The 26,730-nt window shown below is 70.3% G+C and carries 16 protein-coding genes, 2 tRNA genes and 3 pseudogenes; 16 read left to right on the top strand and 5 right to left on the bottom strand.

Annotated features, from left to right (window positions below; genetic code table 11):
• Nucleotide 1 precedes the first annotated feature (1 nt).
• Together LJ657_RS42625 and LJ657_RS42620 are read right to left on the bottom strand one after the other, a co-directional pair.
• Complete coding sequence (locus tag LJ657_RS42625) at nt 2–4,189, bottom strand: PAS domain-containing protein (protein WP_232655081.1); 4,188 nt, start codon at nt 4,187–4,189, stop codon at nt 2–4.
• 257 nt (nt 4,190–4,446) lie between these two features.
• Entirely contained in the window at nt 4,447–4,908 is a 462-nt protein-coding gene (locus tag LJ657_RS42620) for an SSI family serine proteinase inhibitor (protein WP_232655080.1), read from the bottom strand.
• Between the two features lie 170 nt (nt 4,909–5,078).
• On the opposite strand from LJ657_RS42620, the gene LJ657_RS42615 reads away from it, so the two are divergent.
• The 4 genes from LJ657_RS42615 to LJ657_RS42600 all read left to right on the top strand — a co-directional run bounded on the left by LJ657_RS42615 (nt 5,079) and on the right by LJ657_RS42600 (nt 9,041).
• A tRNA-Ser gene (locus LJ657_RS42615) sits at nt 5,079–5,169 on the top strand.
• A gap of 181 nt (nt 5,170–5,350) precedes the next feature.
• Entirely contained in the window at nt 5,351–7,327 is a 1,977-nt protein-coding gene (locus tag LJ657_RS42610) for a hypothetical protein (RefSeq protein ID WP_232655079.1), read from the top strand.
• Nucleotides 7,324–8,835 carry an ABC transporter substrate-binding protein gene (locus LJ657_RS42605; RefSeq protein WP_232655078.1) on the top strand — a complete coding sequence of 504 codons (1,512 nt, stop codon included), beginning with the start codon at nt 7,324–7,326 and terminating at the stop codon, nt 8,833–8,835. The genes LJ657_RS42610 and LJ657_RS42605 overlap by 4 nt, the downstream gene beginning before the upstream one ends.
• A gap of 133 nt (nt 8,836–8,968) precedes the next feature.
• Nucleotides 8,969–9,041, top strand: a tRNA-Arg gene (locus LJ657_RS42600).
• A gap of 481 nt (nt 9,042–9,522) precedes the next feature.
• Here the strand turns inward: LJ657_RS42600 and LJ657_RS42595 are convergent.
• The gene (locus tag LJ657_RS42595; protein ID WP_232655077.1) at nt 9,523–11,826 is read right to left on the bottom strand and encodes a YncE family protein; all 2,304 of its coding nucleotides are present in this window, start codon (nt 11,824–11,826) and stop codon (nt 9,523–9,525) included.
• Nucleotides 11,827–12,308: 482 nt separating this feature from the next.
• On the opposite strand from LJ657_RS42595, the gene LJ657_RS42590 reads away from it, so the two are divergent.
• Together LJ657_RS42590 and LJ657_RS42585 are read left to right on the top strand one after the other, a co-directional pair.
• Nucleotides 12,309–13,064, top strand: a complete 756-nt coding sequence (locus LJ657_RS42590; RefSeq protein WP_232655076.1) for a hypothetical protein — start codon at nt 12,309–12,311, stop codon at nt 13,062–13,064.
• Between the two features lie 3 nt (nt 13,065–13,067).
• Nucleotides 13,068–13,172 (top strand): annotated as a pseudogene (locus tag LJ657_RS42585) (polyprenyl synthetase family protein); the annotation flags it as partial.
• Between the two features lie 355 nt (nt 13,173–13,527).
• On the opposite strand, the gene LJ657_RS42580 reads toward LJ657_RS42585, so the two are convergent.
• Both LJ657_RS42580 and LJ657_RS49230 read right to left on the bottom strand, forming a co-directional pair.
• Nucleotides 13,528–13,776, bottom strand: a complete 249-nt coding sequence (locus LJ657_RS42580) for a hypothetical protein (RefSeq protein ID WP_232655075.1) — start codon at nt 13,774–13,776, stop codon at nt 13,528–13,530.
• A 269-nt stretch (nt 13,777–14,045) separates the two neighbouring features.
• Entirely contained in the window at nt 14,046–14,549 is a 504-nt protein-coding gene (locus LJ657_RS49230) for a MarR family transcriptional regulator (RefSeq protein WP_372488051.1), read from the bottom strand.
• Between LJ657_RS49230 and LJ657_RS42565 the strand changes: the two genes are divergently transcribed.
• From LJ657_RS42565 to LJ657_RS42520, 10 genes and pseudogenes are all read left to right on the top strand, one after another.
• Entirely contained in the window at nt 14,537–15,421 is an 885-nt protein-coding gene (locus LJ657_RS42565; protein WP_232655074.1) for a DUF2797 domain-containing protein, read from the top strand. The genes LJ657_RS49230 and LJ657_RS42565 overlap by 13 nt on opposite strands.
• Nucleotides 15,422–15,617: 196 nt before the next feature.
• Nucleotides 15,618–15,963, top strand: a pseudogene (locus tag LJ657_RS42560) (zinc ribbon domain-containing protein); the annotation flags it as partial.
• A gap of 963 nt (nt 15,964–16,926) precedes the next feature.
• Nucleotides 16,927–17,356: pseudogene (locus tag LJ657_RS42555) on the top strand (DUF2797 domain-containing protein); the annotation flags it as partial.
• A gap of 131 nt (nt 17,357–17,487) precedes the next feature.
• Complete coding sequence (locus LJ657_RS42550) at nt 17,488–17,838, top strand: antibiotic biosynthesis monooxygenase family protein (RefSeq protein WP_232655073.1); 351 nt, start codon at nt 17,488–17,490, stop codon at nt 17,836–17,838.
• On the top strand, nt 17,835–18,719 hold the full coding sequence (locus LJ657_RS42545; RefSeq protein ID WP_232655072.1) for an amidohydrolase family protein: 885 nt from the start codon (nt 17,835–17,837) through the stop codon (nt 18,717–18,719). Before LJ657_RS42550 ends, LJ657_RS42545 begins: the two co-directional genes overlap by 4 nt.
• Nucleotides 18,720–18,902: 183 nt before the next feature.
• Complete coding sequence (locus LJ657_RS42540) at nt 18,903–19,643, top strand: response regulator transcription factor (protein WP_232655071.1); 741 nt, start codon at nt 18,903–18,905, stop codon at nt 19,641–19,643.
• Nucleotides 19,640–21,310 (top strand): sensor histidine kinase, encoded by a 1,671-nt coding sequence (locus LJ657_RS42535; protein WP_232655070.1) that lies wholly within the window; start codon nt 19,640–19,642, stop codon nt 21,308–21,310. Before LJ657_RS42540 ends, LJ657_RS42535 begins: the two co-directional genes overlap by 4 nt.
• Nucleotides 21,311–21,324: 14 nt before the next feature.
• The gene (locus tag LJ657_RS42530) at nt 21,325–22,887 is read left to right on the top strand and encodes a bifunctional glycosyltransferase family 2/GtrA family protein (RefSeq protein WP_232655069.1); all 1,563 of its coding nucleotides are present in this window, start codon (nt 21,325–21,327) and stop codon (nt 22,885–22,887) included.
• A gap of 5 nt (nt 22,888–22,892) precedes the next feature.
• The gene (locus LJ657_RS42525) at nt 22,893–25,166 is read left to right on the top strand and encodes a glycosyltransferase family 39 protein (protein ID WP_232655068.1); all 2,274 of its coding nucleotides are present in this window, start codon (nt 22,893–22,895) and stop codon (nt 25,164–25,166) included.
• A gap of 89 nt (nt 25,167–25,255) precedes the next feature.
• Entirely contained in the window at nt 25,256–26,668 is a 1,413-nt protein-coding gene (locus LJ657_RS42520; protein ID WP_232655067.1) for an MFS transporter, read from the top strand.
• Nucleotides 26,669–26,730 lie beyond the last annotated feature (62 nt).

Here is a 26,730-nt window from a genome sequence, read left to right as displayed (position 1 = left end):
GCTAGTTGGTCCCGATCCGCGACAGCAGGTCCACGATCCGGCTCTGCACCTCGTCGTTCGTGGAGCGCTCCGCGAGGAACAGGACGGTCTCGCCGGAGGCCAGCCGCGGCAGGTCGGCCTGGTCGACGGCGGCGGTGTAGACGACGAGCGGGGTGCGGTTGAGCTGCCCGTTCGCCCGCAGCCAGTCGATGATCCCGGCCTGGCGCCGGTGTACCTGCATCAGGTCCATCACCACCAGGTTGGGCCTGAGCTGCCCCGCCAGCGTCACCGCGTCCGCGTCACTCGCGGCCCGCGCCACCTGCATCCCGCGCCGCTCCAGCGTCGCGGTCAGCGCCAGCGCGATCTCCGCGTGCTCCTCGATCAAGAGCACCCGCGGCGGATGCTGCTCGCTGTCCCGCGGCGCGAGCGCCTTCAGGAGTACGGCAGGGTCGGCGCCGTACGCAGCCTCGCGCGTCGCCTGCCCGAGCCCCGCGGTCACCATGATCGGCACCTCGGACGCCACCGCCGCCTGCCGCAGCGACTGCAGCGCAGTCCGCGTGATCGGTCCGGTCAGCGGGTCCACGAACAACGCGGCGGGGAAAGCCGCGATCTGCGCGTCGACCTCCTCGCGCGACTGAACGATCACGGGCCGGTAGCCACGATCGCTCAGCGCCTGCTGGGTCGTCACGTCCGGCGCGGGCCACACCAGCAGCCGCCGCGGGTTGTCGAGCGGCTCCGGCGGCAGCTCGTCGTCCATCGGCTGCGGCCGGGGGGTGTCCGCGATCTCCACGGCCCCACCGGGACCGTCCAGCGGCTCCGGCCCCTCGGCGGCGTTCTCGTCGGGCGCCCCTATGGCGTACGACCGCCCGGAGCCCTCGGTCACCTGCGCCAGCCGCGACTGCCCGGCCATGGACGGTTGCGGCTGCGCCGGTACGGAGGCCTGGTCGGCCGCCGGGTGCGGACGGGCCGCCTGCTCCAGGGCCGGGACGGCGGCGTCGGTCCGCGTACCCAGCTTGCGACGCCGGCCGGAACCGTTCGGGTTGTTCGGCGCGGGCGTGGCCGAAGGCTGCTGCACCTGCGCGGCCTGCCGCGTGAACGGCACTCCCTGCCCCAGGGTCCGCACGCTGATCGCCTGGCTCTGCGTGGAGTTCGGGTCGACGAGGTCGGCCGGAGCGGCGGCTGCTTCCGCGGGCAGAGGCTGGGCGGGACGTGCCGGGGTCTGACCCTGTGCCGCGGAGGCCTCCGGAGGGCGCGGGGTGCCGGGGGCCGGGGTGGACTGACCGGCGCCCGCCTCCACCGGAGCCACGGGAAGCGCCTGAGCGGCGGCGGCCGGTGCGACCTGGCCGGCCCCGTTCTGCGCGGGAGCCGGCTGTGCGGGAGCCGCCTGTGCGGGAACGGGCGCGGGCTGCTGCACCGGCACCCCCTGCCCGGCGGTCTGAACGCCGGCCTCCTGCACACCCGGATGCGCCACGGCACGGCGACGACGGCCCGTGGGCGCGCTCGTGGGGTGCGGCTGCGGCGGAGTGTGATCGCCGGACTGGTCGTGCGGAACGGCGTCATGCCGACCGTCGTCGATCAGGGCGTCCCCGGAAGCATCCTGGCCACCCTGCCCGGGAACCTGCGCCTGTCCGGGAACCTGCGGCTGCCCGGCAAGCTGCGGCTGACCAGGAACCTGGGGCTGGCCGGGAACGTGCGGCTGCGCGGCAACCTGGGGCTGGCCGGGAACCTGCGGCTGCCCAGTAACCTGCGGCTGCCCGGCAACCGGAACCGGGGACTGCCCCTGCGCCGGTACGGGCGCTTGCCCAGGCACCGGTGCTTGCCCAGGCACCGGTGCTTGCCCAGGCACCGGCGTCTGCCCCTGCATACCCGCGGCGGGGGCCCGGTCCGCCTCCGCCGGAGGCAGGGCGAACACGGAACGGGGAGCCGCCTCCTGCGCGGCGGCACGGTCGTTCGCGGCGGCCAGGGCACGGCGACGGCGCCCGGTCGGCTCGGCGTTCTCGGCGTTCTGCGGGTGCGCGGCCCCGTCGGCCGGGACCGGCTCTTCGGCCGACACGGGGCCCGCGGGAAGCGCCGCAGGCAGGGCCCGCTGCTCACCGCCGTCACGTCGCGCGCGCCGCCCGCCGGGCGCGGGCACGCCCTGCGGAGGAACGGTCCCGCCCAGCCCCGTACCGACGGCCGCGGTCCCGGCGCCATGCTCACCGGCCATGACGACGGCACCCTCGGAGACACCGTCACCGGCGCCCTCGGCCGCCCGCCCGCGCCGCCGCCCGGTACCGCCGGAAAGCTCCAGGGCACCCGCGGCCGAGGCCGCGGCGGCCGCCGACTCCTCGACCGCCCGCCTGCGACGCCGCCCGGTGGGCACGCCGCCCTCCGCGTCACCGGCCTCCGCCGGGTCACCGGACTCGCCCGGCACCTCGCTGTCCAGGAACGCGTCGACGGAGGACCGCCGTCCATGCCGCCGTCCGCCACCGGAGGTCTGATCGGAGCCGGCACCCTCGTGGGGCTCGGCACCCGGGATCTCGATCGGGACGTCGGCCGCGACGGCTCCGGCCCCGCCCCCGATGGGCACCTCCAGCACATACGAGCTGCCGCTCATCCCGGGCACTTCGTGCGTCTGCAGCACCCCGCCATGTGCCCGCACGATCCCGCGCACGATCGGCTCGTGCACCGGGTCTCCCCCGGCATACGGCCCGCGCACCTCGATCCGTACGACCTCACCGCGCTGGGCGGCGGCCACGACGACCGTGTTGTCCATGTAACCGCCCGTCGACACGGGCGCGTTGCCGGTCGCGTCGACACCGGCGACGTCCGCGACCAGGTGGGCGAGCGCGCTCGCCAGGCGCTGGGGGTCGACCTCGGCCTCGATGGGCGGCGCGTGCACGGCGAACTGCACCCGGCCTGGCCCGATCAGCTCGACGGCCCCGTCGACACCGGCGGCGACGACGGCGTCGAGCATGACCTTCGTACGAGTGATCTGCTCGCTCCCGGCGTCGATCAGCTGATAGCCGAGGACGTTGTCGATGAGGGTGGTGATCCGTGAGTAGCCCGCCGACAGGTGGTGCAGCACCTGATTGGCCTCGGGCCACAGCTGCCCGGCGTCGTCGGCGGCGAGGGCGGCCAGCTCGCGCCGCAGCTCGTCCAGGGGTCCGCGGAGCGACCGCCCCAGCAGCGTCAGCAGCTGATCGTGCCGCGCGGCAAGCGCCTCGTACCGGTCCTTCTCCCGCTCACCGAGCGCGGCATACCGGTCCTCGCCCGCCGCGAGCTCCTCGTCGTGCTGCTCCCGCAGCTCCTCGACCTCGGTGACGTGCTTCTGGCGCAGAGCGGTGAGCTCGGAGGCATGCTCCTCCTCGATCCGCTCCAATTCCTCCGCCTGCCGCTTCTCGACCGCGGCCTTCTCCTCGGCGAGCGAGTCGTACGGCCGCCGGTCGGCGAAGGTCATCACGGCGCCGACGAGCTGGTCCCCGTCGCGCACCGGCGCGGTGGTCAGATCGACGGAGACCTTGTCCCCGCCCTTGGAGAACAGCACCTGCCCGCGCACCCGGTGCTTGCGCCCGGAGCGCAGGGTGTCGGCGAGCGGCGACTCCTCGTACGGGAACGGGGAACCGTCGGCACGCGAATGCAGCACGAGCCCGTGCAGCTCCTTGCCACCCAGATCACTGGCCCGATAACCCAGTATCTGAGCGGCGGCCGGATTGACGAGCACGATCCGCCCGTCCGTGTCCGTCCCCACCACACCCTCGGACGCGGCCCGAAGGATCATCTCGGTCTGCCGCTGCGAACGCGCCAGCTCGGCCTCGGTGTCCACCGTCCCGGTCAGGTCGCGTACGACGAGCATCAGCAGCTCGTCGCCGCTGTAGCCGTAACCGTCGTAGGCCTGCTGCCCGTTCTCGAGGTTGGCGCTGGTGACCTCGACGGGGAACTCGACCCCGTCGGTCCGCCGCGCGATCATCCGGGTGGGTTTGGTCCGCCCTGCGGGGTCCATGTGATCGGGCCGCCGCATGGACCCCGGGATCAGCTTGGAGTCGAACTGCGGCAGCAGATCGAGGAGCCCCCGACCCACCAGCGCGGTCCCGGGCGCTTCAAAGGCCTCGAGCGCGATCGTGTTCGCGTTGACGACGGTCCCATTGGCGTTGACCAGCACCAACGCATCGGGAAGCGCGTCGAGTATGGCTGCGAGGCGAGCAGCGCCTCGGGATGGCCTGCTGCTCACGAGACGCTTCCTCCCTGTTACCGCACCTTGCCGACCGCTCGGGCCATCTTGCCAACCGGCCCGCGACGTGTCACGCGAGGGAGTCTACGGGCAGTGGTTGCGCTCGCGACGCCGGATGAGAGGGAGGTCGCACGACGAGTTGAAGTAGAACGTGTGCCCGCATCCTCTGGCCTGCGCAGGGCTTCGCGAGACCTTCGCCGGACCCTTACGGAGTTCTGGGTTTCCCCGGGAGAAACCCTGTGCGAGTCCCTACGTCCCTACGGCTGCCCCTGGGGCCGCAGATCGGGCAGCAACGGCACAAGCCGGTCCCACCGGCCGATCTGACACCCGTCACTGCGGTCGTACGACGCGTCGACGGGTCGCCCGGCCCACCTCCCGGTGACATGCGCGGTGGCGGGCCCGCCGTACTGCATGGTGCAGACGCTGCCCTCGGGGACGGGGGCGAAGGTGTCCCTGCCCCACCGGGCGACACGATCGAGCGTCTCGCACGCACCGCTGACATCGGGATGGTCGCCGCCTCCGGGATGGCATTGGAGCTCGAACGTCCCGTCCGTACCGTCGCCCGCGTGCCGGACGGTGACGGTGAGGTGGTCGCCGGCCCGGTCCTCGTCCTGTACGGGCGGCGGGGCAGGGGCGGGGCGGCCGACATCGGCGTGGGCGGCGGCGGGCGCGACGGAGGCGACGGCGGTGGTGGCGACCACGAGAATCCGAGCGAACATGCCCTGTCTAACGCCCCACCCTCCGGCTCGGCACGGACGGGTCGGCACGGACCGAAAGGACTTTGCTCTGCGGCCCGCCTGCCTAGTACCGTGGGAGTCGATTGGTGACACCACGCTCGACTGTGTCATCATCTGCACGCACCACTCGCGCTCGCGCGGGCGGCTGTGCTGGAGGCGTCGCCTAGTCCGGTCTATGGCGCCGCACTGCTAATGCGGTTTGGGACTTCAATCCCATCGAGGGTTCAAATCCCTCCGCCTCCGCTTTCCACTCAGGGAGTCCATGCCGATCGGCATGGACTCCCTGAGTCGTTTTCACGGTGTTACCGGATCTGTGTGTGGCTCGTGGTGAAAACGGGGAAACCGGTTGTCATACAAGGTGATTGATGCAGTCTGGGGCATCACACAGATATGTGACGGATGCGCATGCCGGGGGGAGTGTGCCATGCCGGAGTGGCCCGGGCGGTCCGCCCGAGACCAGGCGATACGCCGCTACGTCGACGAGCAGGTGGACTGGGAACCGGGGCCGCGCCTGGCCACCCCGCCCGCTCTGCTGCTGCTCGGTCCGCACGGCAGCGGGAAGAGCTCCCTGCTGCGCCATCTCGAACACTGGGGACAGCGGCTCCCTCTGGCTTCGGCCGACCTGGCCGCCGCCACGCCCGAGGGCCAGAGCAAGTCCTTCTTCGACGCCCTGACCGAGCTGGTCTTCAAGCTCCAGGAGGTCAAGGACGACTATCCCCCGCTGGTGTTCCCCTCCTTCAGCGTGCTGCTCATGGCCGTCGTCACCGGCGTCAGTACGCAGTCCCGGGAGCGGGCCGTGCAGGAGATGCGCGCGGCCTTCGAGCCCAACGGGCAGCAGGAGTACGCGTACGAGAAACTCCAGCCGCTGATCCAGGGGGTCGCCACGGCGATCGGCGGGGTGCCGGCCTGGGTCACCCAGGTCATCCCGGTCATCCGCGGCGGCCAGCGCATCCGCGCGGCGGTCGAGATCCGCCGCAGGGTCTCCCACGCCGCCCGCGAAGCGGGTCACAACCACGCGGCCATGGACTTCCTGGTGCGGGTCAACCGGCTTTTCAACGGCCCGTCCGTGCAGCGGGACGAGGCGGAGGCGCTGCTGATGCGAGCCTTCCTGGCCGATCTGCGCGCGGCGTACACAGACAGACGTGGCCGAAGACGCCGTACCGCGCACTGCCTGCTGCTGCTCGACAACGTCGATCACGAGGCGGGCAACCGGCTGCTGAGGCTGCTGCTCGAGTCCCGTGCCGCCCGGGAGCACACCGATCCGCTGCTCGTCGTGGCCGGCGCCCGCACCCGGCCGGAGACACTGGCCCGACGGGAGGAGGGGACACAGTCCGCGGTGCTGGACTACCGCACCGGGAGCTGGCCGGATGAAACGGTTTTCCAGCCGGTCCGGGTACGGGGCCTGCACGTCGGCTGGTTGCGGGACCTGAACCGCGACGAGGTGCTGCACCACGCGGGCGCGGTGCTCAAGGCGCTGCCCGAGAGGGCGCGGCAGCCCGAGACACCCGACCAGGCGGAGTGGCTGGGGTGGGTGGTCCACGGGGCCACCCGCGGCCAGCCCGCGGCCACCGGCGTGGTGCTGGAGGCGCTGGGCCGCTTCCCCGCCGACACGGACTGGGAGACCAGGGTCCGGCAGTGCCTGGCCCTGCCGGGGACGGTGCCCGGCCTCGACCTCGCGCTGACCGCCGCGGACCAGGTCCTCGACCGGCTGCTGCCCCACCTCGAGACCGCGCTGTGGCGGGCCCTGCCGAGCACCGCCGCCGCCCTGACACCCGACCAGGCGGAGGCCGCGCCGGGACTGCTGCCGAGCCTCGCGGCGCGCAACTGGTACGAGGCGGTCGCCACGGACGTGGCCCAGCCGGTCGTGCGCTTTCTGCTGCTGCGTCTGCTCGACGCGGCGCCCGGGGACCCCGGGGCGGGGCCGTGGGAGAACGCGTGCCACACCCTCCGGGCCGCGGCCCGCGACGAGCGTACGCGGGCCTATTACGACCTGGCGTGCGAGGACGTCGCCGGCGCGGTCGACTACCTGCGGCGGCGGTTCGGCACCGTACCGGCCGACGAGTGGTGCGCGGACCTGTCCTGGCTGCAGCGCGCGCCCGCGCGCTGGCGGGGCGGCCTGCCCGAGCCGGCCCGGGCGAGATACGAGCGGCTGGTGGGCGGGGCGGTGGGCGACGAGGCCCGCCAGGTGATCACCAGGCTGCTGGTGGCCGGCTGGATCACCACGCATCCGCGCACCGATCCGTGCGTCGAGCTGTACGAGGACCCGTTCGGCGACCCCTACGCCGAGTTGTACGGCGACATCGCCGAGGACTTCAGAGCGCTGCGGAGGCTGGCCCGGGACGCGAACGACCTGTTCGTCTTCCGTGAGCGGGCCAAACAGTACGAGAGGAAACCCTGGTGAGCGGCAGCAACCCGGACGACATCCGCCGGCCGACCCGGCCGCCACGCCGCAAGTGGCCCTGGGGGGCCGGCCTACTGGTGCTCGTCGTGATCGGCGTCTTCGTGTTCCAGAAGGTCACCCACGAGATGGACGAGTGCGGACCGGGAGTGAAAAAAACCGGTCCCCGCGACGAGTGCATCGGGGTGAGCGACGGGTCGTACGCCTTCCGCGACTCGCTGAAGCCCGTCATGGACAAGATCAGGGACGAGAACCGGCGAGTCGCGAAGTCCGGCCGCAAGTGGGTCAGCGTCGCCTACGTCGAACCGCTCTCCTCCGACCCGAGCGACGAGTCGGCCAAGTACCAGGTCCTCGAGGAGCTGAAGGGGGCCTACCTGGCCCAGCGGCAGCTGAACGACAACCAGCTCGGCGGAGTCGGCGACCTCCCCCAGATCCGGCTGCTCGTGGCCAACATCGGGGAGCGCTCGGAGCAGTGGAAGCCGCTGACCGACCAGCTGATCGCCATGGCCCACGGGGGCAAGGACCATCTCGTGGCGGTCGCGGGCTTCGGCACGAGCCGGGGCGGGACGCTGAAGGCGGTGGACGCGCTGCGCCTGGCGAACGTCCCGATGATGGGCGCGACGGTGACGGCGGACGGCCTGAGCTCGTCGAGCAAGGTGGGCTTCTTCCGTGTCTCCGCGCCCAACAGCGACCAGGCGAGCGGGGCGGCGGCCTATCTGGCCGGCCGGCAGAAGGCGAAGCACGGCTACAAGGTGCTGGTCATACGGGACCGCAACGAGGACGACATCTACAACACCTCCCTCTACAAGGACTTCATGACGGCGGCCCGGACGAAAGGGCTCGCTCTCATGGACAGCGAGGTGCAGTACGCCTCCGGGATCGACGGCATCAGCAACGCCTTCTCGGCGGTCGCCCAGCAGGTCTGCTACCAGAAGCCCGACGCGATCTTCTTCGCGGGGCGAGGGGCCAACCTCCGCGGCTTCATCATCGCCATGTCGGCGGCCGGCCGCCGCTGCCCCGTGACGGTCCTGACCGGCGACGACGCGGTGGGCGTGTACTACGGCGCCGAAACCGGCGACGCGACGGTCAAGCAGTTCCAGCGGGACTGGGCGGTGAGCCGGGTGACGGCGTTCTACACGGCTCTCGGACATCCCGAACTGGCCGACAAGCTGTACCGCAAGGCCGACAATCCCTACCCCGGCTTCCTCGACCTCTACCGCCGGACCTTCGGCGGCACCGGCGAGGACGAGCTCCAGGACGGCCAGGCGACCCTCGGCCACGACGCCGTCTGGACCCTCGGCGTCGCCATCCACCAGGCGGCCGGCGACGACGGCTCCGCCACGGTGAACGCCGAGAGCGCCCTGAGCCAGCTGGTCACCGGAGTGACGGCATCCGGAGTCACCGGCCCGATCCAGCTCGATTCCGACGGCAACCCGCACAACAAGCCGATGGCACTCGTCCGACTGCAGCCGGAGGGCCGCTATGACTTCGAGCAGGTGATCAAGCCCTAGCCCTGAAACGTCGTTTCCGCAGGTCACAAGGGGTAGACCAAACGGATTTCACATGGCGGCGGCAGTCATGTAATGTTCTTCCTGTCGCCGCGAGCGGGCCGAAAGGACCAGGACCGGCAGAAAAACAAAACAAGCACTCGTAGCTTAACGGATAGAGCATCTGACTACGGATCAGAAGGTTGCAGGTTCGAATCCTGCCGAGTGCACAGCAGGCCGGAGGCCCCGTCGAGAGATCGACGGGGCCTCTGGTTTTTGGGCTGACGGCAATGTCTGACGGCAACCGCTGCTGGCTTGCGGCGGCCACTCCGGCTGAACCGTCATCGTCGTCACGTTCGTTGCCGTCATTGCCTGCCGAGGCGTCGCCGACCCGATCTAAGGCGGCGCGCTGTGTGCCCAGGCGGACGAACGTGTGGGCCCCACCCGGACCTGGACGCCGGGCGTCTGCTCCATGTCGGCATAGCCCCGCGGTACATGGCGAACCGGACCAGCACTCACAACCTGCGCAAGCGGGTGCGTTACCACTACAGGGGCAACGCGCCCGACTCGACCTCTCGCTGAACCTCGGCCAAAACCCGCCGCAACGCGTTCCACGACAGCCTGAAGGAGCTGCGGGCCCAAGTACGTAGACGAAGCACGTGAGTTGCCCGGCAGCCCCTCGAAAGTCGACGGGCCAGTGGCTGGGGCGTCTCACGAGGGGCTGCCGGGGCGGACGGTGAGATAGGTCCACTGGCTCCATACGCTGCCGGTCTGTGCGCCCTCGGCCGGCGGTGTGCTGTGGCCGCGGATGCGGTAGTGGCCGTTGTCCGCGAAGAGCTTCAGAGCCCGGCTGTAGCCGTACCAGCCGTCGGAGTACAAGGGCACGCAGCTCTGCGAGGTGACGTGGTGCCAGGTTCCGGAGTAGTAGTGCTCGACGTACACCGACATACAGTCGCCGGACTGACGGGGAGTGACCTGCAGGTTGAAGCCCATGTTGACTTCGGACTTGTAGAAGACCTGGTAGGTGGTGGATCCGATGCGGGTGGTCGAGAGCGGCCACTGCACCTGCGTCCGGACCGTCGGCGTGAGTGTCGCACGGGTGGTCACCGTGCGCGGCGCGTAGCGGTAGTCCCCCGCGAAGGCCGCGCTGAGAACGGTGTTGCGGGTGATCTTGTAGTACGCGACGAGGTTCCCGTGCGCGTCGACCGTGCCGCTCTTGAGCGGCGTCCGCGACTTGCCCGCGGGCTGGTCGTACAGCGTCACGGAGCGGGAGTTGTACGTGGTCCCCAGATGTGCCGTGACCTTGACGGTCGCGCCGGAGTGATACGACTTCGCGTCGGTCGCCACACTCAGGGTCGGAGTCGCCCGGGACACCTGCGCCTTCGCCGACGCCGTGACCGGGAGGTAGGAGGTGCCACCGTCGTACGTGAAGGCGTACGTGTTCGCGCCGCCGGCCTGCGGGGTGTCGTGGAAGGCGAAGCTGCCGTCGGCGGCGACGGGCACGGTGCCCACCGAGTAGCCGGAGGGGTGCGCCAGGTCGGTCTTGACGACGTGGACCGCGCCGGTTGTCACATGCGCGTGCGGCCAGGTGAGGTGACCGGTGACGGTCAGCGGTGCGGCACGCTCGGCGGAGGAGGGGGCGGCCAGCGCCACGGTGGGCGCGTACTTGGCCACCGGAATGTCGAAGGTGCGGCCGGCCGGTCCGTAGTGGCCACTTCCGGAGTAGTCGACGCGGAAGCTTAGTTGACCGGTGAGGGGAGCCGTGCCGTCGACGCGGTAGGAGCCGAAGAAGCTGACCGGGATCCTTGCCGGGCTGACTGTCGGGTCCGGGACGAGCACGCCGTCCGGATCGGCGTCGTCGTAGCGCGTGATGTGCACGGTGCCGGGAAGCAGGGATTCTCCGGCGCCGAGGCTGAGGGTCGAATCGGGCGACACCACGAACGAGTAGGCCTCGCCGGGGGCAAGCGGAATGGTCCAGCTTTCGTAGAGCGTGACCGGCGCGATTTCCGGGTTACGAGAGATGTGGAGCGTCGGTGATCCCCCGGAGGCGTCTACGGCCACGCCGTAGACCCGGCTCTCGTCCGGTGCCCAGGCGAGGTCGTGTGCGGCGGAGTTCAGCTCCCGGGCGTAGGAGTACTCGGTGTAGTAGCCCTCCCCCGTTTCTGGAAACGTCACGAATCCGCGGTCGCCACTGGCCATGGTCCCGTCCGGGGCCACGGCGACAGCCTTGCCGTACACCCCCATGGCGAACTGCCCGTCAACCGCCAGATCCGAAGTGCGGTACCGATTGGCGGTCGCGCCCTGAAATGACGGGACCGCCAGATGCAGCCCGTCCGCCGTGACCGCGAAGTCGCTCAGGTCGGGGACGGGCAGCGCCTTCGCGGCCTGCCGGGTCAGCGCACCGCCCTCGGCCCGGTACGTGACGAAGGCGGAGGTGTCGCCCGTCTGCACGGCGGCCGCGAGTACGCCGGAGGGCGTCGGGGTCGTCGCCAGCATGGGCGCTGCCGCCCAACTTCCGGAATCCTGACGCAAAGTGACCGTACCGGCTCCGTCGACGGATCCGATGCCGCCGGCGTCTGCTGTGCCGTAGCCGAACCAGAGGGTGCCCCCGGCGACGGCCAGTGAGTCCGGATGGGTGCCCGCGCCCGTGCCGTAACGGGCCGACTCGGTCAGCTTCTCCGTGTTGATCGCCGCGATCGCGTCCTGGTCCGGGAGGGCCGCGTACAGCGCGGAGCCGTCGTCGGAGAGGGCGAGACCGGTGGCACCCGGCTCACCACTGATCACCGTCGGGTTCCCGCCGTCGAGGTCGGTGACGAGAATGCCGTCCGTGCCGGCGCCGCCGCTGATGAACAGGTGTCCGTGCGGCTCGTCCACGACCATGTGCGCGAAGTGCGCGATCGGCAGCGGTATGTCCGACGCTGCCGCGTACGAGCCGACCGCGCCGGGGCCGATGACAGTCGTCAGTCCCCCGAGCAGCGCTGCAACGATCGGCGGCGAGAATCGCGCCAGCTTCATGAAAGGCCCCCCACACAACCTTCACGATCAAGGGGCGCAACGTAGCACGGGCAAGGCAGGGGCATGACAGCGGGCGGGCCGGATGAACGGCGTCGACACCGACGTCCGGCTGTGGATCCGGAACGCAACAAGGTGTCTTTCCGTCTTGGAGTCAGCCGAACGGTGAGTGATGCCGAGCATGGTGCGTGATGCCGGGCCTCGTTCGACCGTACGCAAGTTCGACAATCAAGGCGGCCGGCATGCTGACCCCGCGGTGCTGTCCGGCACAACGTCAAAAGACAGGACAGGCAGCGGTGATGGACAGATTCCGTACCGCCGCGTGGGCGGCGCTCCCGCTTCTGCTGCCCCTTCTGGCGGCCGGACCGGCTGCGGCCTCGGGCTCAGCCTCGGTCTCGCTCTCGGGCTCAGCCTCGGTCTCGCTCTCGGTCTCAGCCTCGGTCTCGCAGCCCACGGCATCGCTCAGGTACGGAAGCGTCAGGTCGGTGCGGCCCGGGGATTCGCTGTCCGTCGATGCCGAGCGGGGCGAGGCGCAGTACGGCGACACCATGCGCTCGTCCGTGTTCCTCGCGACAGGCAAGTTGCGCATGATGGATCCGCTGCTGACCACCACCGTCACCATCGCCTGCGAGGCCAGGCCCGGCACCTATCCGGTCCTGCGGCGCGGCGCCGGAGACGTGGGCCCGGACGAGCATCCGTTCCGCTGGGCGCGGGTGCGCGTCGAGCCGGCCGACGAGGCCGCCCGCCGGGCCTGCCACGACAAGGTGAAGAAGCTGCCCCGGCCCGGCCTTGAGGAGCGCTGGGCCCCGGACGCCACCTGGCCCCAGTCGGAGTGGGACGTGCGGACCTTCCTGGCCGGCAAGCGCATCACGATCACCGACAACGACGACGAGGGGGCGGACGGGGACATCGGCCTCAGCTCCCGCGCCTTCACCGACCGCCCCGTCCTGCGCGGCGCCAAGGCCGTCCTGACCGCCACCACGACCCTCAGGTGCGACGCCGCGCCCGGCCTCTACGTCGTCTACCGGCACGACGTCGGCCAGAGCGGCCACGACAAGCCATGGGCCCGGCTGCGCATCGCCGGCGCAGCCCGGGGAAAGGCATGCTCCACGGAGCAGGCCTTTCCCTTCGGGTCGTCGCGCCTCAGCGTGGCGGCCTGGACCGTGGGCGGCACGCTCCTCGCCGCGGCGGCGGGGGCGCTGTTCCTGCGGGCCAGGTCCCGCCGGGGGAACTCGGCTTGAAACGACGCCGACGGCGGCAAGGCCGTGCGCCCCGCCCTCGCGGTGCCCTCCGCCGAGGTCATCGGCGCCGCACCCGAGGTCGGCATCCCCGGCGCCGTCGCCGTCGAACGCCGCGCGGTATCTGGAACCGACTGCTGGTCTGCGGTCTGCTGGTCTGCGGTCTTCTGCGCACGGTCTTCTGCGCACGGTCTTCTGCGCACGGTCTTCTGCGCACGGCCTTCTGCGCAAGGCCTTCTGCCCAAGGTCGGTACGGGACTTGAGCCCGCCGGGACCAGGGGCATCTGTTTGACGACAGTCCCGGCGGCGACGACGGCACAAAGGCAAGAGGCCCCGGATCTTTCCGGGGCCTCTTGCGTTTCAGGGGGGCGGTGACCCGTGGGCGGAGAAAGCGCTCGGCGCCCGGAGCTGTGCTCCGGGCGCCGAGACCCAAGTCGGTCAGCTACGTGACGCGATCGGTGGCCACCTATTCGCAGGTACTGGAGCCGACGTGGTTGTTCTGGCCGCCCGCGTTGCCCTCGCCATTGAGCGCATTGCCCAGCAGGCCGTTGAGCAGCCCGACCTGGCCAAGGATGTCGACGTTCAGGTCGTGGGACCTGCATCCGCCGCCTTCATGCATGAGGATCGCGGGCTGGGCGGTGGCGGTGCCGGTGGCTATGAAGGTGAAGCTACCGAGGATGGCGGCCGCGACAGCGGCCTTGTGAAGCTTGCGCATGACTCCTCCTTGGGTGAATGGAGCGCACATCAAAGATCCACTGGGCGCTCATTTGGGAGGCTAATCCGATATGTGCCGCCGCGCTCTTCGGAGCTGGCATACGGGGGCAATGACGCTCAACCGGGGGAACCGGGCATCGTTGCTCCGGCCCGTAGCAGGCCCGAATCCTGTTGATTTCACACGCATTTGAGGCCCCGAAGGATTCCTCCGGGGCCTCGTGCTTTTCGGGATCTGACACCGACACAGATGGCGGACACAGCTGGACGAGTTCAAGCGGCGGCCGCCGGGCAGTGGAACCCCTGGGTGGTGCGGGGGTGGGCGATCTCGTCCAGCAGATGCCGCCACTCGGGGTCGGCGAGGGCCGGGTGTGCAGCAGGGTCTGCCAGGTCCCAGGCGGCGAGCAGCGGGGCGAGGTCGTTCGTCCATGGTGGTGCTCCTCGGCGAGGTTGTTCGTCCGTGGTGGTGCTCGGCTGGGAGGGCAGGAGCGGCTTCATGGCGGTTTCCTTGAGTGTGTCCAGGCGGGCGTAGTACGGCTCGTAGACCTCGTAGACCTCGTAGACCTCGTAGGCGCGGACCTCCGCGTCTGACAGGGCGGTCACGCGGACCCGGCGTCGGTCCGCCGGGTCGGGACGGCGGGTGACGTGGCCGGCGCGTTCCAGGCGGTTGAGGATTCCGGTGACCGCGCCTGTGGTGACGTGGGCGGTATCCCCTTCCCGCCGCGCCAGGCCGTTGTCAGTGCCCCCGCTTACGCTCGTGAGCGATGGCACAGTCATGGAAATGCACGGGACTGCGGTGGTCGGGGGACGGCCCCGTGCTGGTGTGGGACGGCGGGCGGGTGAGCTCGCTGCCGTGGGGGAAACGGGTGGCCTTCGGGGTCGCGGACGGGGGTGTGCGGACGTGTGTGGGAGCGCGGGGACATGCGTGTCCGGTGCGGGCGGTCGTGCCGGGGCGGAGTACGGGGGCGCGGTGCGAGGAGTGTGCGCGGCTGGACCGGGCGCACTCGGTGGCCGCCGACACGATCGCGGACGACCCGCGGCCGTACCACGTGTATCTGGCGTGGTTCGGACCCGGCATGGTCAAGGTCGGGATCACCGCCGAAGAGCGGGGCTCCGCCCGGCTGCTTGAGCAGGGTGCGGTGTGCTTCAGCTGGCTGGGGGTGGGGCCGCTGATGGCGGCGCGGCGCACCGAGGAGTTGCTGCGGGCCGCGCTCCGGGTGCCCGACCGGATTCCGTACGCCGAGAAGCGGGCGGTGCGGTCCGGGTTGCCGGGGGCCGCTGCGGAGCGGGCGGCTGAGGTCGAGGAGTTGCACGGGCGGGCGCTCGCACTGGACGGCTGGCCGGAGTCACTCGCCCGTGAGCCCTGCCAACCGGTCGATCACGCGGGTGTTTTCGGGCTCACGAATGTCCCGGTCGCCGTGGGGGAGGTGACCGAGCTTGTCGCAGGTGGGACGGTGAGCGGGCGGTTGGTTGCGGCGGCCGGGCCGGATCTGCATCTGGTGGCCGGGCGTGGGGTCGTTGTGCTGGATACGCGATTGATGCGGGGGTGGGAGCTGCTTCCTGTCGAGGGACCTGCAGGAGAGGGCGAACTCACCCTTCCGATAAAGGAGTTCAAGCGTGGACCCAGCGCGCAGGACGGCTTGTTCTGAGTTGTCGGTCGAATCTCGACGGGCCGGCGCGCGGCGCCTCGGCCATGGGGTTCAGGTTGGGAGCCGGTCAGTAAGGCGGAGGAAGGCTGTCCAGACCCCGGCTGCGGCGGCACCGTCGGCGCCACCCCCCTGGCGCGACCTGGAGTATTGGCCCGTCCGCGTCCTTCGGGTCTCGGACGGCGACGGTGCCGGGGGTGTTGCGGGCGACCCCGCTGACGCGGCGATCGGCGCCCCCAAACGGGCTCTGCTGGAGATGGCCCGCAAGCAGGGCCGGATCGTGCACCTGGTGCAGCCGGCCCACACCACCATGGACTGCGCGCTCCCCACTGCTCTTAAGGGCGCGGGGGGACCCCCAGCGGAGCGAGAGCGAGAGCCAAGCACGCCCTGCCGCTGTCCGAACGAACGTATACCTGCACCGCCTGCGGAACGGCGTCCCCCCGGGACAAGAACTCCGCCCGCGTGATGCTCGTCCGGGCTGGTCTCAGCCGGCCGGTGCCGACAGCGTAAGGCCCCCGGGAGCGCCGCTCCCGGAGGCTGTCTGAGCCAGGTATCCCCCTCGTTTGCGAGGGGGAGGAGTCAAGATGCACGCTGCCCAGTGCTACGACGTGCGATCGCCGGGCGTGCCGCCGCGGTCGCCCTGTCTGGTTGGCCACTGGGAAACAGCGCCCGACCCCAACGGGGCCGCTAGGGCCATGGTGAGGGCTCGGCCCGCGCGTTGGTGCTCGGCTCGGTCATCCATGTCCCGCCAAGCCGGGCCGGCCGCGGGGTCGTTGAATCAGGCAACTTCGAAGGACGCTGGCCATGAGCGGCGACCAAACGTTTCAATAACCAAGATGTGCAGTGAATTGGCAAACCGACTGACCTCTGGGCTGCTCCGGCTGTAGCAGGCCGGCTCCTGGATCCGGGGCTATGGCGAGGCCGACACCGACCACGGCATATTCGTAGAGTGTGAGTGTCGCGCGTTAGGGAGGCAGAGGAGGAAATGACAGGCATAAAGCCCTCCTCCTCTGCCTGCCCCTATCTCACGCGGGGATAGGTGTCATGCGCACTGGTTGCCGACGCCGTCGCAGTCGCCATCATCATCGTGGTGATAGGCGAGCGGGCTGGACTGGACCGTTGTGGCCTTTGTGGCGGTGTGAAGGGCTGACGGCGCGGCCATCGCGGATCCGGCCGTGGCAGACGCGGTTGCGAGAGCGATGCCAAGGACGGCGCCGATCGCGAGTATTCGTGACATGGATATCTCCAGGCGTGTTGGTTGTGTTGCCCCCGTGTCCATCACTCTGCCTACTCCTGCGGCAGGCTTCATCTCGGGCGCGGCCAATCGTGTGACCTCGCGGAATCGTCCCGCCATGTCTCTGGCGAGCGGGAATACCTGCGTTTCTGCTCCCGATATCCCCGATAGTCGCTTTCTGGCAGGGCGCGATGCAGTAGAGATGTGCGGCGAACCCAAATCCGCCGGGACACGGATTCGGCTCGTCAGTTCGCCCCAGGCGAGCGGTGATCCGCTCCAGGTGCCCGACCGGATTCCGTACGCCGAGAAGCGTGCGGTGCGGTCAGCATTGCCCGGAGGTGGCCGCGGCGCGGGCGGCCGGGGTCGAGGCGCTGCACGGGCGGGCTGTGGGGTTGGCCGACTGGCCCGAGTCATTGGTGAGGGAGCCCTGCCAAGTCGTCGATCACGTGGAGGTGTTCGGGCTCGCCGGGTTGCTGTCAGCGGTCGGTGAGGTGCGCGAGCTGGTCGCCGGCGGATCAGTCGGCGGCGAACTGGGGGCGGCCGCCGGTCCGGACCTGCATCTCGCGACCGGACGCGGGGTCGTGGTGCTCGACACCCGGCTGATGACCGGGTGGGAGGTCGTGCCGGTTGCAGGTGAGAGTGGATTCACGGTTCCTGTACGGGAGTTCAAGGAGGCTGCGGGAGTGCGGGGCGGGTTGTTCTGACGGCATGACGAGAACGTGGGGCGGTGCGGCGCGGAAGGCGCGGTGTGGAACGGTCAAGAGCCGGATCCCTTGTGGATCCCTTTCGGCAAGGAGGGTGGACGGGGGGCGGGCCGGGGGCGATCGTGAAGGACATGATCGATCAACGCGTTGTCCCTGTCCCCGCCCATGAGCCGCCCTATTACGCCGTTGTCTTCACCTCCGTGCACGTCGAGGAGGACGGCGGGTACGGCGAGACCGCCGAGCGCCTGAGCGAGCTGGTGAAGGAGATTCCGGGGTTCCTCGGTGAGGATTACGCCGGCACGCCCGGCGGGCTCTCCGTCACCGTCGCCTACTTCCGGGATCTGGCCGGGATCGAGGCATGGCGCAACCACACCGAGCACCGGGTCGCCAAGGCATACGGGCGGGAGCACTGGTACGAGCGTTACTCCCTGCACATCGCCAAGGTCGAGCACAGCCACGGGTTCGAGCGGACCGGCGCATGACCGAGGGAAGCGAGGCGGACGAGGTCCGGCGGTTCTGGAAGCGGCTCGGGCTGCCCGGGCTGGTCGACGTGCACACCCACTTCATGCCCGAGCGGGTGCTGCACAAGGTGTGGAGCTACTTCGACTCGCTGGGGCCGCTGACCGGCGGCGTCGAATGGCCGATCACCTACCGGAAGGAGGAAGCGGAACGGGTCGCGCTGATAAGGGAGTTGGGCGTGCGCCGCTTCACCGCCATGCTCTACCCGCACAAGCCCGGCATGGCGCAGTGGCTCAACAGCTGGGCTGTGGACTTCGCCGCCCGCACCCCCGACTGTCTGCACACCTCAACCCTCTTTCCGGAGGCCGGCGTCGAGGCCTACGTCCAGGAAGCCCTCGACGCGGGGGCGCGGGTCTTCAAGGCGCACGTTCAGGTGGGGGCGTACGACCCGGCGAGTGAACTCCTGGACCCTGCCTGGGGGTTGCTGGCCGAGGCGGGAGTTCCGGTGGTGATGCACTGCGGTTCGGGTCCCGCGCCCGGCAAGCACACCGGGCCCGAGCCGGTCGGGCGGGTGCTCGCCCGGCATCCCGGGCTGCGGCTGGTCGTCGCGCACATGGGGATGCCGGAGTACGAGGACTTCCTCGACCTTGCCGAGCGGTACCGGGAGGTGCGGCTGGACACGACGATGGCGTTCACGGACTTCGGCGAGCGGTTCGCGCCGTTCCCGCGGCGGGCGCTGCCACGGCTCGCCGGCCTCGGCGACCGGATCCTGCTGGGCAGCGACTTTCCCAACCTCCCGTATCCGTACGTCCATCAGCTGCACGCGCTGGAGCGGCTGGGCATGGGGGAGGAGTGGCTGCGGGCCGTGTGCCATGACAACGGGGCACGGCTGTTCGGGCTGTGAGAGTCCACAGGCAGGCTTTACGCCCTGATCAACACCGTCCCACCGTTGATGGAGCCCGGGCCACGCGCAGCGCCGCAGGTCAGGGGCTTCCCAGGAGTTGCCTGAGAGGCGCCTGTGCGTTTCTCAGGGAAATCACAGGTTGCCGAAAGGGTGCTCTCAGAGGATCCAGACAGTGTGTCCACCATGACCACGACCTCGCCCCAGGGGCGCACCGAACTGCTGAGGCCGGACGGGAGCCCCGTCCGAGTGCTTGTGGTGGACGACGAGCTGTCGATCACCGAGCTGCTGTCCATGGCCCTTCGCTATGAGGGATGGCAGATCCGGAGTGCGGGGGATGGCACGGGTGCCCTCCAGACCGCGCGGGAGTTCCGGCCCGACGCCGTCGTCCTCGACATGATGCTGCCGGACATGGACGGGCTGACCGTCCTGGGGCGTCTGCGCCGTGAACTGCCGGACGTTCCCGTCCTCTTCCTCACCGCAAAGGACGCGGTGGAGGACCGGATCGCGGGTCTCACCGCCGGTGGCGACGACTACGTCACCAAGCCGTTCAGCCTGGAAGAGGTCGTTGCTCGGCTGCGGGGGCTGATCCGGCGCTCCGGTGCGGCAGACCGGCGCTCGGACTCCGTGCTCGTCGTGGGTGACCTGACGCTGGACGAGGACAGTCACGAGGTCAGCCGGGCGGGCGAGGGCATACACCTCACCGCCACCGAGTTCGAGCTGCTGCGCTTCCTGATGCGCAACCCGCGGCGCGTACTCAGCAAGGCGCAGATACTCGACCGGGTGTGGTCGTACGACTTCGGCGGGCAGGCCAATGTGGTCGAGCTCTACATCTCCTATCTGCGGCGCAAGATCGACGCCGGTCGTGAGCCGATGATCCACACCCGGCGTGGGGCCGGTTATCTGATCAAGCCTGCCGTGTCATGAGCGGACGACGACGACCGCCTACGCAGAAGCGACGAGCGGGACAGCCGCGCACCCTGCGGGCGCGGCTCGTCGTCGCGTCGGTGGTGCTGATCGCCGTTGTGTGTGCGGTGATCGGGACGGTAACGACCCTTGCTCTCAGATCCCACCTGTACCAGCAGCTCGACCTTAAGGTGAAGGATGTCGCCATGCGCGCGGTCGGCGGCCGCATGGACGGCAAGCAGCCGCCCGTCGGCCGGGGCGAGAACCCGAACGGCCCTGCCAACTCGGACGACAAGGCGCCCTGGAATGACAACACGCCGGCGAGCGCCAAGGCCGCGAAATTCGTCAAGCTTCCCCCGACGCAGCCCAAGACCATCGCCGCGTACCTCCAGAATGGCAAGATCGCGAGTGCCGCCATCGCCGAGCAGACGAAGGACAGCAACGGTGCGTTCAAGGACATGAGCGCGGGCGGCCTCGATTCGGCGCAGAAGGCGGCCATCTCCTCCGTCGCGAAGGACTACAAGGCGCACTCCGTGAACGTTCCGGGGCTTGGGGAATACCGCGTCCAGTACGTCACGAGCGAGGACGGCAGCGACTCGTACTACGTCGCCCTCCCCACCGCCGAGGACGACGGCACCATCAACACCCTCATCCTCGTCGAGGTATGCGTCACCGCCGCCGGTCTCGGTGCCGCCGTAATCGCCGGCTACGTCCTCGTAGGCGTAGCCACCCGCCCTCTGCGCCGCGTCGCCGCCACCGCCACCCGGGTCTCCGAACTCCCCCTCCACACCGGCGAGGTGAACCTCAGCGAGCGTGTCGCCGAGTCCGAGACCGATCCGCGCACCGAGGTGGGGCAGGTCGGGGCCGCGCTCAACCGGATGCTGGACCACGTTCACGGTGCGCTGCACTCGCGGCAGCAGAGTGAGATGCGGGTGCGGCAGTTCGTCGCCGACGCCAGCCACGAACTGCGTACTCCCCTCGCCTCCATCCGCGGCTACGCCGAGCTGACCAGACGCGGCAGAGAGCAGGTCGGCCCCGACACCCGGCACGCCCTCGGCCGTATCGAGTCCGAGGCGGGCCGGATGACACTGCTCGTGGAAGACCTCCTCCTCCTGGCCCGACTCGACGCCGGACGGCCGCTGCAGTTCGAGCAGACCGACCTGATCCCGCTGGTCGTCGACACGGTCAGCGACTCCCGCGCGGCGGGCATGGACCACAACTGGCGGCTCGACCTGCCGGACGAGCCCGCCCTGGTGTCCGCGGACGCCGCCAGGATCCAGCAGGTGCTCGTCAACCTCCTCGGCAACGCCCGCAAGCACACCCCGCCCGGTACGACGGTCACCGCACGCGTGCAACGCCGCGGCCCGTGGATGTGCGTGGACGTCGAGGACAACGGGCAGGGGATTCCGGCGGAGTTGCTGCCGCACGTCTTCGAGCGGTTCGCGCGCGGTGATTCGTCGCGCTCCCGCGCCTCCGGGTCGACCGGCCTCGGTCTGGCGATCGTGCAGGCCGTGGCGACCGCGCACGGCGGTGCCGTGACCGTGGACAGCGTTCCGGGGCGCACGGTGTTCACCGTGCATCTGCCGGCCCTTGCCCCGGTGCTGCCCCGACCGGCCCCCGAAACGAACTGGCAATCGCACTCACAGGCAGACCACAGTGCCACCACATGGGTGCAACAGGGCACTTGACCAGAGTCGTTCCCATGCGAACCGACTCTTCTCCCGGCACTCTGCCGGCGCGGGAGCACCTCCCGGCCGGCGACGCCGGTACGCCTGTCCTGGACGTAGTGATCCCCGTCTACAACGAGGAGAAGGACCTCCAGCCGTGTGTGCAGAGACTGCACGACCACCTCAAGCGCACGTTCCCGTACGCGTTCCGCATCACGATCGCGGACAACGCGTCCACGGACACCACCCCGCTGGTGGCGGCGCGGCTGGAGGCGGAGATCGCCGAGGTCTCCAACTTCCGACTGGAGCAGAAGGGCCGGGGTCGCGCCCTGCGGACGGTGTGGTCCGCTTCCGAGGCGCCGATCCTCGCCTACATGGACGTGGACCTCTCCACCGACCTCAACGCCCTGCTGCCGCTGGTGGCGCCGCTGATCTCCGGTCACTCGGACCTGGCGATCGGCTCCCGGCTGGCCCGCTCCTCCCGCGTGGTGCGCGGTCCCAAGCGGGAGTTCATCAGCCGGGCGTACAACCTGATCCTGCGTGGCTCGCTGCAGGCCCGCTTCTCCGACGCGCAGTGCGGCTTCAAGGCGATCCGGCGTGACGTCGCGCAGGTGCTGCTGCCGATGGTCGAGGACACCGGCTGGTTCTTCGACACGGAGATGCTGGTGCTCGCCGAACGCGCCGGCCTGCGGATCCACGAAGTTCCCGTCGACTGGGTCGACGACCCGGACTCGACCGTCCACATCGTGAAGACGGCGACCGAGGACCTCAAGGGGGTGTGGCGCGTGGGCAAGGCCCTGGCCACCGGGTCGCTGCCGCTGGACCGGATCACCCGGCCCTTCGGCGACGACCCGCGCGACCGCGACATCCAGGACGTACCGAAGGGGCTGGCCCGCCAGCTCGTCGGGTTCTGTGTCGTCGGCGGACTGTCGACCCTGTTCTATCTCGTCCTCTACAGCCTCTTCCGCCAGTTCGGCGGCTCGCAGGTCGCCAACGCGCTGGCTCTGCTGGTCTCCGCGGTCGCCAACACGGCGGCCAACCGGCGCCTCACCTTCGGAGTGCGCGGCAGCGGCGGCGCCGTCCGTCACCAGGCGCAGGGCCTGGTCGTCTTCGGCATCGGCCTCGCCCTGACCAGCGGTTCGCTCGCCGCCCTGAACGCGGCGACGTCCGAACCCGGGCACTCCACCGAGCTGGCGGTGCTGGTCGCCGCCAACCTCGCGGCGACCGTGCTGCGCTTCCTGCTCTTCCGCGCGTGGGTCTTCCCCGACAAGGGCGACAGCGGGCACTCCACGGTGGTGGCCTCGCACACCCCGTCCTCGCCGACCGATGCGACGGCCCCGCACCCGCAGCAGTACCAGCAGCAGGCGTACCAGCCGCTGCCCCCGCTGCCGCAGCGCCCGGGTCCGCACCCGGGCGTGCCGTCCCCGAACGTGCCGTCCCCGAACGTGCCGTCCCAGAACGTGCGCAACCAGAACGTGCGCAACCAGAACCATCACACGACCCAGTTCCGCGCCGGTGAAGTCGCGGACCAGCGCTGGGAGGACGCCACCATGCATCTGCAGCCGGTGCGTCCGACCGACACCGATCGTAGGGACTGACGACGATGACCACCCACTACGACCAGACGACCCAGCCGGGTCCCTCCGCGTGGGGGCCGCCGCAGACGGCGACGACGGACCTGCCGGAGCCCGTTGCTCCGCCGGCCGCCCCGGCTCCGGAATCCGGTGAACCCCAGCAGCCCTTCGTCCGCAGACTCTGGCGCGGCCGGCCGGAGGATCCCCGCTGGGTACGCCCGGCCTTCCTCGGCCTGCTGCTCGCCACCGGCCTGCTCTACCTCTACAACCTGAGCGCCTCCGGCTACGCCAACTCGTTCTACTCGGCGGCCGCCCAGGCCGGCAGCAAGAGCTGGAAGGCGTTCTTCTTCGGCTCGCTGGACGCGGGCAACGCCATCACCGTCGACAAGCCCCCCGCCTCCCTGTGGCCGATGGAGCTGGCGGTCCGGATCTTCGGCCTCAACTCGTGGGCGATCCTCGTCCCCGAGGTCCTGATGGGCCTCGCGACGGTCGCCGTCGTCTACGCGTCCGTGCGCCGCCGGTTCAGCCCCGCGGCCGGACTGATCGCGGGCGCGGTGCTCGCGCTCACTCCCGTCGCGGCGCTGATGTTCCGGTTCAACAACCCGGACGCCATGCTGGCGCTGCTGATGTCGGCCGCCTGCTACTTCGTGGTCCGCGCCCTGGAGGACGGCCGTACGAAGTGGCTGGTGTGGGCCGGTGTCGCGATCGGTTTCGCGTTCCTCGGCAAGACGCTGCAGGCCTTCCTGATCCTGCCGGCGCTCGCGATCGTCTACGCGGTCTGCGCGCCCGTGTCGCTGAAGAAGCGCTTCGGGCAGCTGGCCGCGGCGACGGGCGCGCTGGTGGTGGCCGGCGGCTGGTGGGTCGCGATCGTCGAGCTGTGGCCCGCCTCCTCCCGCCCGTACATCGGCGGTTCGCAGGACAACAGCTTCCTTTCGCTGACCTTCGGCTACAACGGCTTCGGCCGTCTCAGCGGCAACGAGACCGGCAGCGTCGGCGGCGGTGGCGGAGGCGGCGGCACCGGCATGTGGGGGGCGACCGGCTGGAACCGGATGTTCAACTCCGAGGTCGGCAGCCAGATCTCCTGGCTGCTGCCGGCCGCGCTGATCCTGTTCGTCGCGGGCCTGGTGGCCACGCGCAAGTACCGGCGGACGTCCGTGACCCGCGGTTCGTTCCTGGTCTGGGGCGGCTCGCTGCTCCTGACCATGGTCGTCTTCAGCTACATGGCGGGCATCTTCCACCAGTACTACACGGTGGCCCTCGCCCCCTACCTCGCCGCCGTGGTCGGCATGGGTTCCGCGCTCCTGTGGGAGAAGCGGCGCGAGACCTGGGCCTCTCTCACCCTCGCGGCCGCGGTGGTGGCGAGCGCCGCCTGGGGCTACGTACTCCTCAACCGCACCTCGGACTATCTGCCCTGGCTGAAGTACCTGGTCCTGGTCGGCGGACTGGTCGCCGCCCTCGGCCTGATCTTCGCGGGCCGGATCAACCGGCAGCTCGCCCTCGGGGCGGCGGCCGTGGGCATCGTCGCCTCGCTGGCCGGGCCGACCGCGTACACCCTGTCCACCGTGAACAGCGCGCACACCGGCTCCATCGTCACGGCCGGTCCGGCCGGCGCGAGCATGATGGGCGGCGGCCGGGGCGGTCCCGGCGGCGGCATGCGGGGCGGCTTCGGCGGCGGTGGCATGCCGGGCCAGCAGAACGGGAACGGGAACACGCAGAACGGGAACGGGAACACGCAGAACGGGAACGGGAACACGCAGAACGGGAACGGGAACACGCAGAACGGGAACGGGAACACGCAGAACGGCAACGGCTTCCCGGGTGGCGGCATGCCAGGTCAGCAGAACGGCAACGGCACCACCCGGAACCAGCAGGGCGGTATGCCCGGCGGCCGGACGGGCGGCGGCATGGGCGGCGGCGGTGGCGTCGGCGGCCTGCTGAACGGCGCGTCCGTCAGCTCCGAGGCCAAGAAGCTGCTGGAGACCGACTCCTCCCAGTACACCTGGGTCGCGGCGGCCATCGGCGCCCAGAACGCGGCGAGCTACCAGCTCTCCACCGGCGACCCGGTGATGGCGATCGGCGGCTTCAACGGCACCGACCCGTCCCCGACCCTCGCACAGTTCAAGAAGTACGTGGCGGACGGCAGGGTCCACTACTTCATCTCGTCCGGCACCGGCGGCGGCATGATGCGCGGCAGCAGCAGCGGCACGTCCTCGCAGATCACGTCATGGGTCGAGAAGAACTTCAAGAAGGTGACGGTCGGTTCGTCGACCTTCTACGACCTGACCCAGAAGGCGAGCAGCTGACCCACAAGGCGAGCAGCTGACGCCGAAGGCAAGTACCTGACGGAAAACTCGTTATACACCGTATAGCAGCTAGCTATACGGTGTATGGCATGTCTACGTCCCCTCAGAGCCGGCCTCAGGGCCACCCCCGGCGCTGGCCGATCCTCGGTGTCATCTGTCTCGCCCAGCTCACCGTGCTGCTCGACAACACCGTCCTGAACGTGGCGATCCCCTCCCTCACCAGGGAGTTGGGCGCGGCCACCTCCGACATCCAGTGGATGATCAACGCGTACTCGCTCGTCCAGTCCGGGCTGCTGCTCACGGCGGGCAGCGCGGCCGACCGCTACGGCCGCAAGAAGATGCTGATCGCGGGCCTGGCTCTGTTCGGCGTCGGTTCGCTGACGGCCGGGCTGGCGGGCAGCACAGGTCAGTTGATCGCGGCGCGGGCCGGTATGGGCGTGGGCGGCGCACTGCTGCTGACCACCACCCTCGCGGTGGCGATGCAGATCTTCACGCCCGAGGAGCAGCCGAAGGCCATCGGCGTCTGGGCGGCGGTCAACGCGCTGGGTTTCGCGGCAGGTCCGCTGCTCGGCGGGTTCATGCTGAACCACTTCTGGTGGGGAGCGATCTTCCTGGTCAACCTGCCGGTGGTGGCGCTGGGGCTGGTGGCCGTCGCGGCCCTGGTCCCGGAGTCGAAAAACCCGCGCGGTGACCGCCCCGACCTCTTCGGCGCACTGCTCTCCACGATCGGCATGGCCTCGCTGGTGTTCGCGATCATCTCCGGGCCGGAGCACGGGTGGACGTCGGGGCGGGTGCTCGGGACGGCGGCGGTCGCCGTACTGGTCCTGGGCGCTTTCGCGTACTGGGAGACCCGGATCCCGTACCCCATGCTCGACCTGCACTTCTTCAGGGACCGCCGGTTCACCGGGGCGGTTGCCGGTGCGGTGCTGATCACCTTCGGCATGGGCGGGGCGCTGTTCCTGCTCACCCAGCATCTGCAACTCGTGCTCCGTTACGGCCCCTTGGAGGCCGGTCTGAGGACGGCGCCGCTCGCGTTGACGGTCGTCGTGCTGAACTTCTCGGGGCTGTCGGCGAAGTGGGCGGCCAGGCTCGGTACGCCGGTGTCCATCGCGCTCGGGATGGTGCTGATGTCGGGCGGGCTGGTGTCCATAGCGCTGCTGGACGCCGGGGGTTATGCCGGGACGCTGGTCGGGCTGTTGCTGATCGGCGGGGGGTGTGCGATCGCCAACCCGGCGATGGCGCACGCCATCATGAGCGCGATTCCCCCGGAGAAGGCCGGGGTCGGCGCAGGGATCAACGGGACGCTCGCGGAGTTCGGGAACGGGTTGGGGGTCGCCGTACTGGGAGCGGTACTCAGCTCTCGGGTGCCGTCGGCCGGATTGGCCGCGGGGTTGGAGACGGGGCAGTTGGTGGGGGCGGTGGCCGTACTGCTCGGTGGGTTCGTGGCCGCGGCGTTGCTGCGGAGGGCTGAGCGGGCAGACTCGGGGGTGGTGGTCGCCTAGGAGCTCGGGTGGCCCGGTTGTCGGGCGGCTGCGGATTGTCTGTGGTTGTTCGCGCAGTTCCC

The organism is Streptomyces guryensis (assembly GCF_021261325.1).
GTDB classification, from domain to species: Bacteria; Actinomycetota; Actinomycetes; order Streptomycetales; family Streptomycetaceae; genus Streptomyces; species Streptomyces guryensis.
Note: the sequence above shows the minus strand (reverse complement) of the source record. Positions and strands in the feature narration are given on the sequence as shown.